This window comes from Cypionkella sp. PAMC25878, assembly GCF_058135695.1.
In genome coordinates this window covers 616953-631215 of record NZ_CM176871.1, presented here as the reverse complement: position 1 = coordinate 631215, position 14263 = coordinate 616953, and the positions used below count along the sequence as shown (strand labels likewise).

Here is a 14263-nt window from a genome sequence, read left to right as displayed (position 1 = left end):
CGTGACACGCGGTGGCCGGGAAAATCTGCAAGACGACCCGGAACGCAAGTGCATTGCGACCGGGGAAAGCCAGCCGAAAGCGGGTCTGATTCGTTTTTGTCTGGGGCCGGAAGATCTGATCGTGCCGGATATTCTGGCACGGTTGCCGGGCCGGGGATTCTATGTCTCGGCAGACCGGGCGGCGATTGAGAAAGCGGCGAAGAAGGGTTTGTTCTCGCGCGCCGCGCGCCAGCCGGTGAAGGTGCCGGATGATCTGGCCGATCTGGTGGAAACGCTGCTGTTGCGGCGGGTGGTTGATCTGATCAGTTTGGCCCGCAAAGCCAGCGGGGCCGTGATGGGCTATGAGAAGGTCAAGGAATGGCTGCAAAAGGACAAGGTGCGGGTGCTTTTGCAAGCCGCCGACGGGTCTGAACGCGGTAAGACAAAGTTGCGCGCGCCGGATGGCGAGGGGTCGTATATCGGCTTTTTGTCAGCGGAGGAATTGGGTTTGGCTTTCGGGCGCGAACGTGCGATACACGCCGCGCTTGGCGCTGGTGGACTCACGACGCGTGTTGTAGAGGAAGCGGCAAGGCTGGCTGGGTTGCGTGGGCAAACCGTTCAGCAGGATGGCGACGAGATCGCCTTGAAGGATACGTAGGACGCATGAGCGATACAGACGGCAAAAAACCCCTCGGCCTGGGTGGCGCACCTCGTTCCGGTCAGGTGAAGCAAAGCTTCTCCCATGGCCGCACGAAAAGCGTTGTGGTCGAGACGAAGCGCAAGCGCGTGGTCGTGCCAGTGGCAGCGGCCAAACCGGGCACGCCCGGCGCTGCGGCTGCGGCGGGGTCTGCATCACATCTGGGCGATCCGTCGAAGCGCCCGGCTGGCATTTCCGATGCCGAAATGGAACGCCGTCTGGCGGCCTTGCGCGTCGCCAAAGCGCGCGAAGCCGAAGACAACGCGCGCCGGGCCGAAGATGACAAGGCGCGTGACGAAGAACGCGCCCGCAAACGCGAAGAGGCTGAGGCCAAGGACCGCGAAGAACGCGAGCGTCTGGCTGCGGCGAAAGCCAAGGCGGATGAAGAAGAACGCCTGCGCGCCGAAGCCGCGGCGGAGGCTGTTGCGAAAGCTGCCGCCCGCAAGGCTGATGTGCTTGGCACCTCGCGTCGTCAGCCCGTGGCTGAAAAGCCTGCCGAGGCAGCAGCGTCGACAGCGCGTGGCGAACGTGCTGATCGCAATGCGCCCGCTGCACCGCCGTCCGCTGCCGAGACTGCTGCCCGTGCTCCGATGGGGGCCAAGCCCGCATTGGCGGTTCGCAAGGTGGATCGCGACCGTGAAGAACGCGAGCGTAACGCCAAGGCCAAGACCGATGACGGTCGCCGCACCGGCAAGTTGACGCTGAATGATGCACTGGCGGGCGAGGGCGGTCGTACCCGCTCGATGGCCGCGATGAAGCGCAAGCAAGAAAAAGCCCGCCAAAAGGCGCTGGGAATCGGCAAGCCCGAGAAGCAATTCCGCGACGTGCAGTTGCCGGAAACCATCACGGTTTCTGAACTGGCAAACCGGATGACCGAACGTGCTGCGGATGTTGTCAAAAGCCTGATGAAAATGGGCATGATGGTGACAATGAACCAAGCCATCGACGCCGATACCGCTGAACTTGTGATCGAAGAATTCGGCCACAAAGCGGTGCGCGTGTCGGATGCTGACGTGGAACAGGCGATTGAGCTGGTTGCGGATGCCGAAGGCACCCGGATCACCCGGCCGCCGATTGTCACCATTATGGGTCACGTTGACCACGGCAAAACCTCGCTGCTGGATGCGATCCGCAAAGCGAATGTGGTGTCTGGCGAGGCCGGTGGCATCACCCAGCACATCGGCGCCTATCAGGTGACGACCGAAAAGGGTCAGGTTCTGACCTTCCTCGACACGCCCGGTCACGCTGCCTTTACCTCGATGCGCTCGCGCGGGGCTCAGGTGACGGATATTGTCGTGCTGGTGGTGGCCGCCGATGACGCTGTGATGCCGCAGACGATTGAGGCGATTGCCCATGCGAAAGCGGCGAAAGTGCCGATGATCGTGGCGATCAACAAAGTCGACAAATACGGCGCCGACCCGACCAAGGTGCGCACCGATCTGCTGCAACACGAGATCGTGGTCGAGCAGATGTCGGGCGACGTGCAGGACGTTGAAGTTTCGGCCAAGACCGGCCAAGGCATCGACGAATTGCTGGAAGCCATTGCTCTGCAAGCGGAAATTCTGGAACTGCGCGCCAACCCGAACCGGGCTGCTGCGGGTGCTGTGATTGAAGCGAAACTTGACGTTGGCCGTGGCCCGATTGCGACGGTTCTGGTGCAAAACGGCACCCTGCGCAAAGGCGACATCTTTGTCGTCGGCGAGCAGTGGGGCAAGGTGCGCGCGCTGATCAACGACAAGGGCGAGCGGATTGACGAAGCTGGTCCCTCGGTTCCGGTTGAAGTGCTGGGCTTGTCGGGAACGCCATCGGCTGGTGACACGCTGAACGTGGTGGAAACCGAAGCGCAGGCGCGGGAAATCGCGGATTACCGTTTGAAAACCGCCAAGGACAAACGCGCGGCGGCTGGTGCTGCGACGACGCTGGAACAGTTGATGGCGAAGGCCAAGGCGGATCAGTCGGTTGCTGAGCTTCCGGTGCTGGTGAAGGCTGACGTGCAGGGTTCTGCCGAAGCCATCGTGCAAGCGCTTGAAAAGGTTGGCAACGACGAAGTCCGCGTGCGCGTGCTGTCTTATGGTGTGGGGGCTATCACCGATACCGACGTGATGTTGGCAGAAGCGTCGAAATGTCCGATCATCGGGTTTAACGTTCGGGCGAATGCCTCGGCGCGGAACTCAGCGCATCAGAAGGGCGTGGAAATCCGCTATTACTCGATCATTTATGATCTGGTGGATGACATCAAGGCGGCGGCTTCGGGCTTGTTGAAGGCCGAGATCCGCGAAACCTTCATCGGTTATGCGACGATCAAAGAGGTGTTCAAGGTTACGGGCATCGGTCAAGTTGCGGGCTGCTTGGTTACCGAAGGCGTTGCACGTCGTTCGGCGGGCGTGCGCTTGCTGCGTGACAACGTAGTGATCCATGAAGGCACGCTGAAGACGCTGAAGCGCTTCAAGGACGAGGTGAAGGAAGTCATCTCGGGTCAGGAATGTGGCATGGCGTTTGAACGTTACGATGATGTGCGCGCAGGCGATGTCATCGAGATCTTTGAGCGCGAAGAAATTCAGCGCACTTTGGCCTAATTATCGGTTCCCCGGCAACGGGGGCCTATTCCAAATAGAAAAGGCCGGGGAAACCCGGCCTTTTTCTTTATTCTGATGGTGGATTTAAGAGGCTTTGGCGCGGGTGACTGGATACCCTACGAAGGTTTTTTCATCAACCTTCACCATGATCTTGCCATCGGCCATCTGGCCCACCAACAAGCCTTGAATAGAAACGCAACTTCCAACAGAAATCGTTCGTAGCATGTGCCAATCCCCCAATCAGCGGTTATTTGCTCAAGACTATGGGTGATTCGTTTAAATTCCCACTACAATTTCGCCACATTCGCGGAAAAGTTGTGGAATTTTAGGGCGGTTTCTAAAGCCAATCCCGCAGAATCGGGATCAGCGGCAGATCGGCAGCGGGCATCGGGTAGTCGCGCAGGTTTTGCGGGCGCACCCAAGCGAGGTTCTGGCCTTCCTGCGGGGCGGGGATACCCTCCCAACGGCGGCAGGCGAACAGCGGCATCAAGAGATGGAAGTCGTCGTAGCTGTGGCTGGCGAAGGTCAGGGGTGCGAGGCAGCTTTTCCAGGTGTCGATGCCGAGCTCTTCTTTCAACTCGCGGATCAGGGCGGCTTCGGGGGTTTCTCCGACTTCGACCTTGCCGCCGGGAAACTCCCACAGGCCCGCGAGGGATTTGCCCTCGGGGCGTTGGGCCAAGAGGACGCGGCCATCGGGGTCGATCAAAGCGACGGCGGAGACGAGGAGGGTTTTCATAGGGTCGCTCCGTTGGAACGGAAGAGCCGGGGGCCAGCCCCCGGGCCCCCGGAATTTTAAGCCAATGTGAAATCAGGAGCGGTAATCAGCGTTGATTTCGATGTAGCGGTTGGTCAGATCGCAGGTCCAGACCGAGCGTTTGGACTTGCCCAAGCCCATATCGACGGCGATCACCAGATCGGATTGCAGCATGTAGGCCGCACCGTCTTCCTCGCGGTAGTCAGGGTTGCGCCAACCTTTTTCGGCCACAAGAATGTCTCCGAAACGGATGCTCAGCTTGTCACGATCCGACTCAGCGCCCGCCTTACCGATGGCGGCGACAATGCGACCCCAGTTCGGGTCTTGCCCTGCAATGGCGGTTTTCACGAGGGGAGAGTTGGCGATGGCCATGGCGAGTTTGTGGGCGTCGGCATTGGAGGCAGCACCCGTGATGCGGACCTCAACAAATTTGGTCGCGCCCTCGCCGTCGCGGATCACTTGGTGGGCGAGGTCCATCATCACGCCACGCAGAGCGGTCTCGAAGGCTTTCAGGTGAACGCCCTTCAGTTCGGCGGCTTCGGATTTGCCTGTGGCGGCAAGCAGCAAGGTGTCGGAGGTTGAGGTATCGCTATCGACCGTGATCGCGTTGAACGTGTCGTCGGTGTTGCGCGACAGCAGTTTTTGCAGGTTGGTGGCGCTGATTTTGGCGTCGGTAAAGATATAGACCAGCATCGTCGCCATATCCGGCGCGATCATGCCCGAACCTTTGGCGATGCCCGCGATCTGGATCAGCCCGCCATCGCCCTGCACGGACGCGGCAGCGCCTTTCGGGAAGGTGTCGGTGGTCATCATCGCGTGGGCGGCCATTTCAATCGCATCTTCGCGCAGGTTGGCCACCAGTTCGGCGGTTTTGTCGGTGATCTTGGCGTAGGGCAAAGGCTCGCCAATCACGCCGGTGGAGGACGAGAACACGCGCGCGGCGGGGATACCCAGAGCATCGGCGACGCCGATGGTGACGGCGCTTACGGCTTCATCGCCAACTTTGCCGGTGAAGGCGTTGGAGTTGCCGGAGTTTACTACGATAGCGGCCCCCGCATCTGCGGAGACTTTCAGCGCCAGTTTGGCTTGGCAATCGCGCACGCAGGCCGAGCGGGTGGTGGAGCGGGTGAACACGCCGGCCATCGCTGTGCCGGGGGCAAGGCGGACCAGCATCACATCTTTGCGGTTTTGGTATTTGATGCCCGCCTCAACAGCGGCAAACTCCACCCCGGCGATCAGCGGCAGGCTGGGGAAGGCAGCGGGGGCGAGGGGCGAGACGAGCTTGGCCTTCTTGACCTTTGCCTCGCCTGCGGGCGTTGTTACTTCGGGCGCGGCGGTTGCGGCTTTCAGCTTGGCCTTCAAGGACTTGAGCTTCGCTTTCAACTCTTTCTTCGCCATGCTGGCCCCCGTTTAACTATGTTGTTTATCTGAAATCGGCGCGCAAACCGCCGAGGTCTGCGCGCCGATCATTAGCGCTTTAGCAAGGCTGCGTAACTGTTATTTATCAAGCAGCGTGGCGTCGCCGAGGAACTTCGGATCGACGCCTTCACCGGGTTTCTCAACTTTGGCGGCTTCGGTCAGGGTTTTGATGTGATCCTCGACCACCTTCTGCTCGATGCCCTGCGCCAATTCATCGCGCATCTCATCAAGGGTCGGCTTGGCGGCCACACGGGTTTCGCTGACCAAGATCAGGTGCCAGCCGAAATCGGATTTGATCGGGCCTGCGACTTCGCCAACCTTGGCGGCGACAACCGCATCTTCAAACGGCTTGACCATCGCGCCCAGACCGAACCAACCGAGATCACCACCCTGCGCGCCCGATCCGGTATCGGTGGAATTGGCCTTGGCGAGATCGCCGAAATTGGCACCCTTAGCCAGTTCGGCCTTCAGCTCGTTCGCCTTTTCCTCGGAATCCACGAGGATATGCGCTGCCTTGTATTCAGTGGCGGGCTTGGCGTCTTTGAACTTGTCGTCATAGGCCTTTTGCAGCGCTTCATCCGTGACGGCGGCGGTCACAACTGGCTTCAACGCCGCATTCGACAGATAGCTGCGACGATCATTTTCCAGTTGCAGCGTGTCTTTCTTGGTCAGCTTGTCGCCCATCGACTGTTCCAGCACGGTTTGCTGCACCAGTTGATCGAGGATGCCTTTGAACAGCACATCGGCAGGCAGGTTTTTATACTGATCCGGCAGGCTTTCACGCGCCACGATCATATTGCCCAAGGTGATATTGGTGCCGTTGACGGTGGCGATCACCGTATCGGCGGTCGGGTCTTGCGCCAAAGCCGGGGTTGCAAGGGCGCAGCACAGTGCCATCCCTGCCATAAACCGCATCGCTTTTGCCATCTCACACTCTCCTGATCGGTCCGCAACCCTGCGCGACGTTGACTATGCCGGGTCATACAATTACATCGCACGGGTCACGTGTGATGCGGGTTTGCCCAAGCTTTGACGCCCTTCTAAGGAAGCAGCAGCGGTCGGGCAAGCCAGAGCCTCACACGATATTGTCAATACCGGTGGTCAATACGACCGGGCGGAGAACACATGCTGGGTCTTGGATCGCTTTCGCGGAAGATGTTTGGAACGCCGAATGACCGAATGGTCAAATCGGTGCGCCCTTTGGTGGCAAAGATTAACGCTTTGGAGCCGGAATTTGCCGCGCTGAGCGATGACGGGATCAAGGCGAAAACCGCCGAGTTTCAGAAGCGGATTGCGGGCGGCGAAAGCCTAGATGCGCTGCTGCCGGAAGCCTTTGCGAATTGCCGTGAGGCCGCCAAGCGCGCCTTGGGTCTGCGGGCGTTTGATGTGCAGCTGATGGGCGGGATCTTCCTGCATCAGGGCAATATCGCGGAAATGCGCACGGGTGAGGGCAAGACGCTGGTCGCGACCTTCCCGGCTTACCTCAACGCGCTTTCCGGCAAGGGCGTGCATGTGGTGACGGTGAACGATTACCTTGCCAAGCGCGATGCGGAGTGGATGAGCAAGGTCTACGGCGCTTTGGGCCTGACCACGGGCGTCGTCTATCCCTATCAGGGTGAAGTTGAAAAGCGTGAGGCGTATCGCGCCGACATCACCTATGCGACGAATAACGAGCTGGGCTTTGACTATCTGCGCGACAATATGAAAGCCTCGCTGGAGGAGATGAACCAGCGCGGGCATAACTATGCGATTGTGGATGAAGTTGACAGCATTTTGGTCGATGAGGCGCGGACGCCGCTGATCATCTCTGGCCCGTCGCAGGACCGCAGTGAGTTGTATCAACTGGTCGATAAGCTGATCCCGACGCTGAATGAGACGCATTTCAAGCTGGATGAGAAGACCCGCAACGTCACCTATTCGGAAGACGGCAACGAGTTTATCGAGAACGCCTTGCACGAAGCGGGGATTCTGCCTGCAGATCAAAGCCTGTACGAGCCGGAAAGCACCACCATCGTCCACCACGTCACCCAGGCTTTGCGGGCGCACAAGCTGTTCACCCGCGATCAGCAATATATCGTCCGCGATGGCGAGGTGATGCTGATTGACGAATTCACCGGCCGGATGATGAAGGGCCGCCGTTTGTCGGATGGCCTGCATCAGGCGATTGAGGCGAAAGAGGGCGTGGCTATTCAGCCGGAAAACGTCACTTTGGCCTCTGTGACCTTCCAGAACTATTTCCGCCTCTATGACAAGCTGGCCGGGATGACCGGAACGGCCTCGACCGAGGCTGACGAGTTCATGGAAATCTACAAGCTGGGCGTGGTCGAAGTGCCGACCAACCGCGAAGTGAAGCGGAAAGACGAGCATGACGCGGTGTACCGCACCGCGCGCGAGAAGTTTGAGGGTGTGGTCAAGACCATCAAGGAAGCCCATGCGACGGGCCAGCCGATCTTGGTCGGCACCACCTCGATTGACAAATCCGAGGCGCTTTCGGAAATGCTGAAGGCGGCGGGCATTCCGCATAACGTGCTGAACGCACGTCAGCATGAGCAAGAGGCGCAGATCGTTGCCGATGCGGGCAAGCTGAATGCGGTGACAATTGCGACCAACATGGCAGGCCGTGGCACCGATATTAAGCTGGGCGGCAACGTCGAATTCAAGGTGATGGAAGCGATTGCTTCTGACCCATCCGTGCATCCCGATGAAGTGCGCGCGCGCATTGAGGCCGAACATGCCGATGAAGAAGAAGCGGTGAAGAAGGCCGGCGGTCTGTTCGTTCTGGCCACCGAGCGCCACGAATCACGCCGGATCGACAACCAGTTGCGTGGCCGTTCGGGGCGTCAGGGCGATCCGGGGCGGTCTTCGTTCTTCTTGTCGTTGGAAGACGATCTGATGCGGATTTTCGGCAGCGAGCGCCTTGATGCCGTGCTGTCGAAGCTGGGCATGAAGGAAGGCGAGGCGATTGTTCACCCTTGGGTCAACAAATCGCTGGAGCGCGCGCAGGCCAAGGTCGAAGGCCGCAACTTTGACATCCGCAAGCAGTTGCTGAAGTTCGACGATGTGATGAACGACCAGCGCAAGGCGATCTTTGGTCAGCGCATGGAAGTCATGCAGGCCGAGGATCTGGGCGAGATCGTGATGGATATGCGCCATCAGGTTGCCGAGGATTTGGTCGATCACTACATGCCGCCGAAAACCTACGCCGACCGTTGGGATACCGCAGCGCTGCATGAGGCGCTGATCGAAAAGATGGGCCTTGATCTACCCGTCGCTGCTTGGGCTGCCGAAGAAGGCACCGATCAGGACGCCATTCGTGAGCGGATCATCGCAGCCAGCGACACTTTGATGGGCGAAAAGCTGGAGGCTTTCGGGCCGGACAGCATGCGCAACATCGAAAAACAGCTTTTGTTGCAAAGCATTGACGCGAAATGGCGTGACCATTTGTTGCGGTTGGAACATCTGCGCTCGGTCGTGGGCTTCCGTGGCTACGCCCAGCGCGATCCGCTGAACGAGTATAAAACTGAAAGCTTCACGCTGTTCGAATCGATGCTGAACTCTTTGCGGCAAGACGTGACGCAGAAGTTGGCGCAAATTCGACCGATCAGCCAAGCCGAGCAAGAAGCCATGATGGCCCAGTTCATCGCGCAGCAGCAGGCGGCACAGGCCGCTGATCGCGCGGCGGCTCCGGTCGAAGTGGCGGCTCCGGCCACCGTTATGGCGGCGCTGGCGGGCTTTGTCGAAAGTGATCCGACGACCTGGGGCGATCCGGGCCGCAATGACCCTTGCCCCTGCGGCTCGGGTCAGCGCTTCAAGGCTTGCCACGGCAAGCTGGTTTAATCTGATTTCGGATTGTTGGCGCAGGGGCGGCTTTAGCCGCCCCTGCCCATTTATTGCCCGCATTTTCGGAAACATTCCTTGATTGCGCCACGCCCTCGCCGCGTTTGAGGGCCAAAAGCGCGCAAACGGATTCGATGGAGGAACCGATGGCGGTGGATATGAAGCGCAGACTGGCCCGTGGCGTCGCCGTGATCGCGATTGCATTGGGGGCCGGGCAGCTGGTGCAAAGCATGTCGGGCAAAGCTCCGCCGCCGCATGCGGCAGAGAACCAGACGACCAAGAAACCCAAAGCCATCGAGCGCGTCGCAGCGACCGAGGTTGGCGACAAGCCTGCCCCGATGGTGGCGCTGGAAGCCCCCGCAAATACGCAAGCCGAACCGCCGAAGGCAAAAGCTCCGGTTATGGCCAGCACGACCGCCCCTGTGGCGACGCCCGAACCTGTCGCTAAAGCTGCTCCGGTTGTGCCCAAAACACCCGCAGCGCCCATCTCAGCAACCGTTCCAGCGCCGAAGCTCGAAATCACCGCAAAACCCGAACTCGCCGATGCCTGCCCGGTCTCGCTGGAACTTTCCAATGCTGACAACGCGCTGATCGCGGTGACGCTGGTCGCCCCTTGTCACGCTGATGAGCGTGTGGTGCTGAAACATGCGGGCCTGACCGTCACCGCGAAAACCACACTGACCGGGGCTTTGTTCACCGATCTGCCCGCGCTGCTGCAAGACGCTCAGGTTGAGGTGATGTTCAAGGACAATACCACGGTCGCAGCTTCGGTTGCCGTGCCGGAACTGGCTGGGTTGCGCCGTTTTGCAGTGCAATGGCAGCAAGATGATGCCTTCCAACTGCACGGTTTCGAGGATGGCTCTGATTTCGGCGGGCCGGGTGATGTCTCGCAAGTCACCCCGCATCAGCCAATCGCGGGCGCGCCCGCCAAGGGTGGTTTCCTGACCCTGTTGGGCGATGCCAGTACCGATCTGCCGATGCTGGCGCAGGTCTACACCTATCCCAAAGACAGCCAGATCAAGCCCGAGATCGTGGTGGAAGCTGCTGTCACCGAAGCCACCTGTGGCCGCGAAATGCTGGGCCAGACGCTGCAAACCGCCCCGGGCACGGTCAAGGTGAGTGATATGTCGCTTGCGATGCCCGATTGTGATGCGGTGGGTGATTATCTGGTGTTGAAAAATCTTGTCCCGGACATGACTATCGCCTCCTCAAACTAAGAGTCACAGACTCAGGGTCAGGCAGGGCGATTTATGATGGGTTACTGGCGCGCGGCGATCATCGCCGCGCTTTTGCCGTGTTCGGTGTTGCCCACGGTGGCTGTGGCGCAGGATGTCACGCTGACCTCACGCGATGGGGCGCTGAGCATTGCGGGCACCTTGCAAGGCTATGACGGTGAGTTTTTCCGTATTGAAAGCGCTTATGGCCCGCTGACATTGGATGCCTCGGGCGTGATCTGCGATGGTCCGGCCTGCCCTGATCTGACTGCGCCGAAAGCGGTGATCCGGCTGGTGGGTGAGGCGGATGCAGGCGCGGCGCTGCTGGCGCCGCTGATCGCCGCTTTCGCGCAGTCGCGCGGGCTGGTCTATAGCGCCCCCGTCACAGCGGATGGACCTGCGGTGCTGACCGATCCCGCAACTGCCAAGGTTCTGGCCGAGATTTCCTTCCGCCCGCTGCCGCCCGACCAAGCACGGGCTGAGCTGAAAGCCGGGCGGGCCGAGTTGATGGTGGCCTCGGCGGTGGAGCCTGATCTGGGCTCCAAGGCGATGGCGCTGGATGCACTGGTGCCGATTGTGGCGCCGGACAATCCGCTGCCGGGGATTTCGACGATTGACTTGGCGAAGGTTTTGGCGGGCGAGGTGAAGAATTGGTCCGAGGTTGGTGGCCCGGATATGCCGTTGGTGCTGCATGGGCTGGCGGCTGACAGCGATCTGCAACGGGCCTTGTCGGCGCGGTTGGGGCGCGATCCGGCGGCGCGCGTCACCCATGCCGATCTGCGCACGCTGGCTGATGCGGTCGCCAAAGACCCTTGGGCCATCGCGCTGACCGGGCGCGCCTCGGTGGGCGCGGCGCGGGCGCTGCCGTTGTCGGACAGTTGCGGCTTTCCACTTTTGCCCAGTGGGTTGGCGGTGAAGGCCGGGGATTATCCGCTGACCTTGCCAGTGTTTTTGCTGACCCCCCGTCGTCGCCTGCCGCTGATGGCGCGGGAGTTTCTGGATTTTCTGGCGCTTCCGACAGCCCAGGCGGCGATTGCCAGTGGCGGCTATATTGATCGCGGCCCGGAAAGCCAGCCGATGACGGCGGACGGATTGCGGCTGATCAACGCGATTCAAGGCGCGGGCGAGGAAACCACCTTGGCCGATCTGAAACGGCTGGTCGATCTGATGGACGGTGCCGACCGCTTGTCGCTGACCTTCCGGTTTCAGGACGGCACCTCGGCGCTGGATGCCGCGAGCCAAGACAATCTGGCCGATCTTGCACGGTTGATTGAGGCGGGGGTGTTTCGCGACAAGGCTCTGATCTTGGCCGGGTTTTCGGATGGCTCGGGGGCGGCGAAGGCCAATCTTGATCTGTCGCAAGATCGCGCCGATGGTATTCTCGCGGCGCTGAAACAGGCCGCTGCGGTGCCCGCAGCCGCTTTTCCTCGGGTCGAGGCGTTTGGCGAGGCGCTGCCAATGGCCTGTGATGAAACCGCTGCGGGGCGTCGCCTGAATCGCCGGGTTGAGGTTTGGCTGAAACCGTCGTTCACGCCGGATGCTACAGATACCCCGCCGCCCTAAAACTAAGTTCGCGGCTTTTGCCGATGATGAGATGGTCGTGCAGGGTGATGCCCAACACCAGTGCTGCCTCTTGCACTTGCAGGGTCATGGTGATGTCAGCTTGCGAAGGGGTAGGGTCGCCAGAGGGGTGATTATGCACGAGGATCAGCGCCGAAGCATTGAGTTCTAAGCCCCGCTTGACCACCTCGCGCGGGTAGACCGGAACGTGATCAACGGTGCCTTTGGCCTGTTCTTCATCGGCAATCAGCACGTTTTTGCGGTCCAGAAACAGGATGCGGAATTGTTCGGTTTCGCGGTGTGCCATTGCGGTGTGGCAATAATCCAGCAGGGCATCCCAACTAGATAGCAGGGGCCTGTTCATCACCCGCGCCCGCATCATCCTCTGGGCGGCGGCCTCGACGATCTTCAGTTCTTGCACCACGGCTTCACCGACGCCTTTTACCATCATCAGGCGGGCGGGAACGGCGGTGACGACGCGATTAAAGTCGCCGAATTCATCCAGCAAGGCGCGGGCGAGCGGTTTCACATCCTGCCGGGGAATGGCGCGGAACAGCAGCAGTTCGAGCAGTTCATAATCGGGGATCGCCGTGGCACCGCCCTCCATAAACCGGGTGCGCAGGCGTTTGCGGTGGTCAGCAATGTAGGACGGCAACCTATCCGGCAAAGCCTGACCCACGGCCTCATCGCCATCAGCGGCGAACAGAGGCAAGGCGGCTTCATGAAAGGCGCGGGGTTTGCTCATGGCGGCTAGGCTGCCATGACAGTGGTGAAGGAATCGTTAACGCGCCTTAAAGCATCCGCAGCAGGTCCATGCTGGGCTGGCCTGTCACCGGCAAACCCCGCGCGCGTTGGAAATCGCTGATCGCCGCGATGGTTTTTGCACCGATCACGCCATCCGAACCTTGGGTGTCGTAGCCTGCGGCGGTCAGTTTGCGCTGCAAGGCCTGCCGATCTTGCAGCGTCATACCCTGCGCATCCGGTCCAAACGCCGCACGCAACGCCCCTGCGCCGTTCAGGCGATCCGACAGATAGCCGACGCCCAGCGCGTAATTCTCGGCGTTGTTGTAGCGCAGGATGACGTTGAAGTTTTGATAGAGCAGGAAGGCCGGGCCGCTGGGGCCACCGGGCAGCAGCAAAGACGCCGCACCATGTCCGCCCAAACCACCATTCACCGCCCGCACTCCCAGATCGGCCCAATCGGAGCGACCCTTGCCGCGCCCTGCCAGCCCGGTGTTGAAGCCGCTGGGCAGTGTCACCTCTTGGCCCCACGGCTGACCATGCGTCCAGCCGTTTTTGGACAGATAGGCGGCGGTCGAGGCGAGGGCATCGGTTGGATCATCGCTCCAGATATCGCGGCGGCCATCACCGTTGAAATCCACCGCGAAGGCTTGATAGCTGGTCGGGATGAACTGGGTGTGGCCCATTGCCCCCGCCCAACTGCCGGTCATGTTCTGTACCGAGGTATCGCCGTTTTGCAGAATCTTCAGCGCCGCCACCAACTGCTGTTCAAAGAACGCCGCGCGGCGGCCTTCATAGGCCAAGGTCGCCAAGGCCGAGATCACCGGAACATTGCCGCGCCGTGTGCCGAAAAAGCTTTCAAGGCCCCAGAAGGCGGCAACAACATGCGGCTCTACCCCAAAACGCGCCTCGATCGCGCGCAGGGTGCCCATTTGCTGCGCCAGCATCTGGCGGCCCATGGTCAGGCGTTCATCGCTGGCGGCAATCGCCAGATAGTCCTCTGTCGTGCGGGTGAATTCGGTCTGGTTGCGGTCTTTCTCGATCACGCCGGGGATAAAGCCCGAGGCGCGGAAGGCCGAACTGAAGGTACTGTCCGAGATGCCCTTCGACAAAGCACGCGGGCGGAAGGCTTGTACCCAGACGTCAAAGCCCGCGTCGGGGACCATCGGCATGGTTGCGGGCGCAGAGGGGCGGGAGGCGGAGCCGCCACCGACGCAGGCCGACAGCCCAAGTGCTGCGATGCCGAATGAGAAATTGCGCCGAGACACCTGCATGAAAACCTCCACCGTTTTGTTTTGCCGCCAGCTTAGTGGATTTGCGGCAAAGGGCAAACCGATGCGGGTATTTCCGCTTAACGGCAGGCCCGGAATTGGAAGGGCGCGCAAATCGTCTTGCCACCACAGCTCACAGGTTGGCTTTTCGCGGCGCAGGCCGTATCAACGGCGCACTCACTTGGACCCGGTGTAAATCCGGGTGGCTATTCCGG

General features: G+C 60.7%; 11 protein-coding genes and 1 other annotated feature (1 of these 12 running past the window's edge). Of the genes, 5 read left to right on the top strand and 6 right to left on the bottom strand.

Going from position 1 to position 14263, the window contains the following annotated elements; all coding sequences use genetic code 11:
• Position 1: 1 nt before the first annotated feature.
• Both ACS5RD_RS02930 and infB read left to right on the top strand, forming a co-directional pair.
• On the top strand, positions 2-637 hold the full coding sequence (locus ACS5RD_RS02930) for an RNA-binding protein (RefSeq protein ID WP_489929916.1): 636 nt from the start codon (positions 2-4) through the stop codon (positions 635-637).
• Between the two features lie 5 nt (positions 638-642).
• The gene (infB, locus tag ACS5RD_RS02925; RefSeq protein WP_489929915.1) at positions 643-3252 is read left to right on the top strand and encodes a translation initiation factor IF-2; all 2610 of its coding nucleotides are present in this window, start codon (positions 643-645) and stop codon (positions 3250-3252) included.
• Positions 3253-3336: 84 nt separating this feature from the next.
• On the opposite strand, the gene ACS5RD_RS02920 is transcribed toward infB, so the two are convergent.
• The 4 genes from ACS5RD_RS02920 to ACS5RD_RS02905 all read right to left on the bottom strand — a co-directional run bounded on the left by ACS5RD_RS02920 (position 3337) and on the right by ACS5RD_RS02905 (position 6352).
• Positions 3337-3477, bottom strand: a complete 141-nt coding sequence (locus ACS5RD_RS02920) for a hypothetical protein (protein WP_054006716.1) — start codon at positions 3475-3477, stop codon at positions 3337-3339.
• A gap of 112 nt (positions 3478-3589) precedes the next feature.
• Entirely contained in the window at positions 3590-3988 is a 399-nt protein-coding gene (locus ACS5RD_RS02915; protein ID WP_489929914.1) for a (deoxy)nucleoside triphosphate pyrophosphohydrolase, read from the bottom strand.
• A gap of 72 nt (positions 3989-4060) precedes the next feature.
• On the bottom strand, positions 4061-5404 hold the full coding sequence (argJ, locus tag ACS5RD_RS02910; RefSeq protein ID WP_489929913.1) for a bifunctional glutamate N-acetyltransferase/amino-acid acetyltransferase ArgJ: 1344 nt from the start codon (positions 5402-5404) through the stop codon (positions 4061-4063).
• Between the two features lie 99 nt (positions 5405-5503).
• Complete coding sequence (locus tag ACS5RD_RS02905) at positions 5504-6352, bottom strand: peptidylprolyl isomerase (RefSeq protein WP_489929912.1); 849 nt, start codon at positions 6350-6352, stop codon at positions 5504-5506.
• Positions 6353-6550: 198 nt separating this feature from the next.
• Between ACS5RD_RS02905 and secA the strand changes: the two genes are divergently transcribed.
• The 3 genes from secA (at position 6551) to ACS5RD_RS02890 (ending at position 12039) form a co-directional block, all read left to right on the top strand.
• The gene (gene secA, locus ACS5RD_RS02900; protein WP_489929911.1) at positions 6551-9262 is read left to right on the top strand and encodes a preprotein translocase subunit SecA; all 2712 of its coding nucleotides are present in this window, start codon (positions 6551-6553) and stop codon (positions 9260-9262) included.
• A 146-nt stretch (positions 9263-9408) separates the two neighbouring features.
• Positions 9409-10479, top strand: coding sequence for a hypothetical protein (locus ACS5RD_RS02895; protein ID WP_489929910.1), 1071 nt, complete (start codon positions 9409-9411; stop codon positions 10477-10479).
• 33 nt (positions 10480-10512) lie between these two features.
• The gene (locus ACS5RD_RS02890; RefSeq protein WP_489929909.1) at positions 10513-12039 is read left to right on the top strand and encodes an OmpA family protein; all 1527 of its coding nucleotides are present in this window, start codon (positions 10513-10515) and stop codon (positions 12037-12039) included.
• Here the strand turns inward: ACS5RD_RS02890 and radC are convergent.
• Together radC and ACS5RD_RS02880 are read right to left on the bottom strand one after the other, a co-directional pair.
• Complete coding sequence (radC, locus tag ACS5RD_RS02885; RefSeq protein WP_489929908.1) at positions 12017-12781, bottom strand: RadC family protein; 765 nt, start codon at positions 12779-12781, stop codon at positions 12017-12019. The two genes, ACS5RD_RS02890 and radC, sit on opposite strands and share 23 nt — an antisense overlap.
• 46 nt (positions 12782-12827) lie before the next feature.
• A complete protein-coding gene (locus ACS5RD_RS02880) occupies positions 12828-14051 on the bottom strand; it encodes a lytic murein transglycosylase (protein WP_489929907.1) in 1224 nt (407 codons plus the stop codon).
• 177 nt (positions 14052-14228) lie between these two features.
• Positions 14229-14263 (top strand) — a sequence feature (sul1 is cis-regulatory element that is thought to sense ions involved in sulfur or methionine metabolism; They are found in Alphaproteobacteria) (it continues 21 nt past the right edge of the window).

Bases quoted from the DNA above. Each gene is read 5' to 3' on its own strand.
- ACS5RD_RS02920 (WP_054006716.1), bottom strand. From the start codon at position 3,477: ATGCTACGAACGATTTCTGTTGGAAGTTGCGTTTCTATTCAAGGCTTG.
- ACS5RD_RS02905 (WP_489929912.1), bottom strand. From the start codon at position 6,352: ATGGCAAAAGCGATGCGGTTTATGGCAGGGATGGCACTGTGCTGCGCC.
- secA (WP_489929911.1), top strand. From the start codon at position 6,551: ATGCTGGGTCTTGGATCGCTTTCGCGGAAGATGTTTGGAACGCCGAAT.
- radC (WP_489929908.1), bottom strand. From the start codon at position 12,781: ATGAGCAAACCCCGCGCCTTTCATGAAGCCGCCTTGCCTCTGTTCGCC.
- ACS5RD_RS02895 (WP_489929910.1), top strand. From the start codon at position 9,409: ATGGCGGTGGATATGAAGCGCAGACTGGCCCGTGGCGTCGCCGTGATC.
- argJ (WP_489929913.1), bottom strand. From the start codon at position 5,404: ATGGCGAAGAAAGAGTTGAAAGCGAAGCTCAAGTCCTTGAAGGCCAAG.
- ACS5RD_RS02880 (WP_489929907.1), bottom strand. From the start codon at position 14,051: ATGCAGGTGTCTCGGCGCAATTTCTCATTCGGCATCGCAGCACTTGGG.
- infB (WP_489929915.1), top strand. From the start codon at position 643: ATGAGCGATACAGACGGCAAAAAACCCCTCGGCCTGGGTGGCGCACCT.
- ACS5RD_RS02890 (WP_489929909.1), top strand. From the start codon at position 10,513: ATGATGGGTTACTGGCGCGCGGCGATCATCGCCGCGCTTTTGCCGTGT.
- ACS5RD_RS02915 (WP_489929914.1), bottom strand. From the start codon at position 3,988: ATGAAAACCCTCCTCGTCTCCGCCGTCGCTTTGATCGACCCCGATGGC.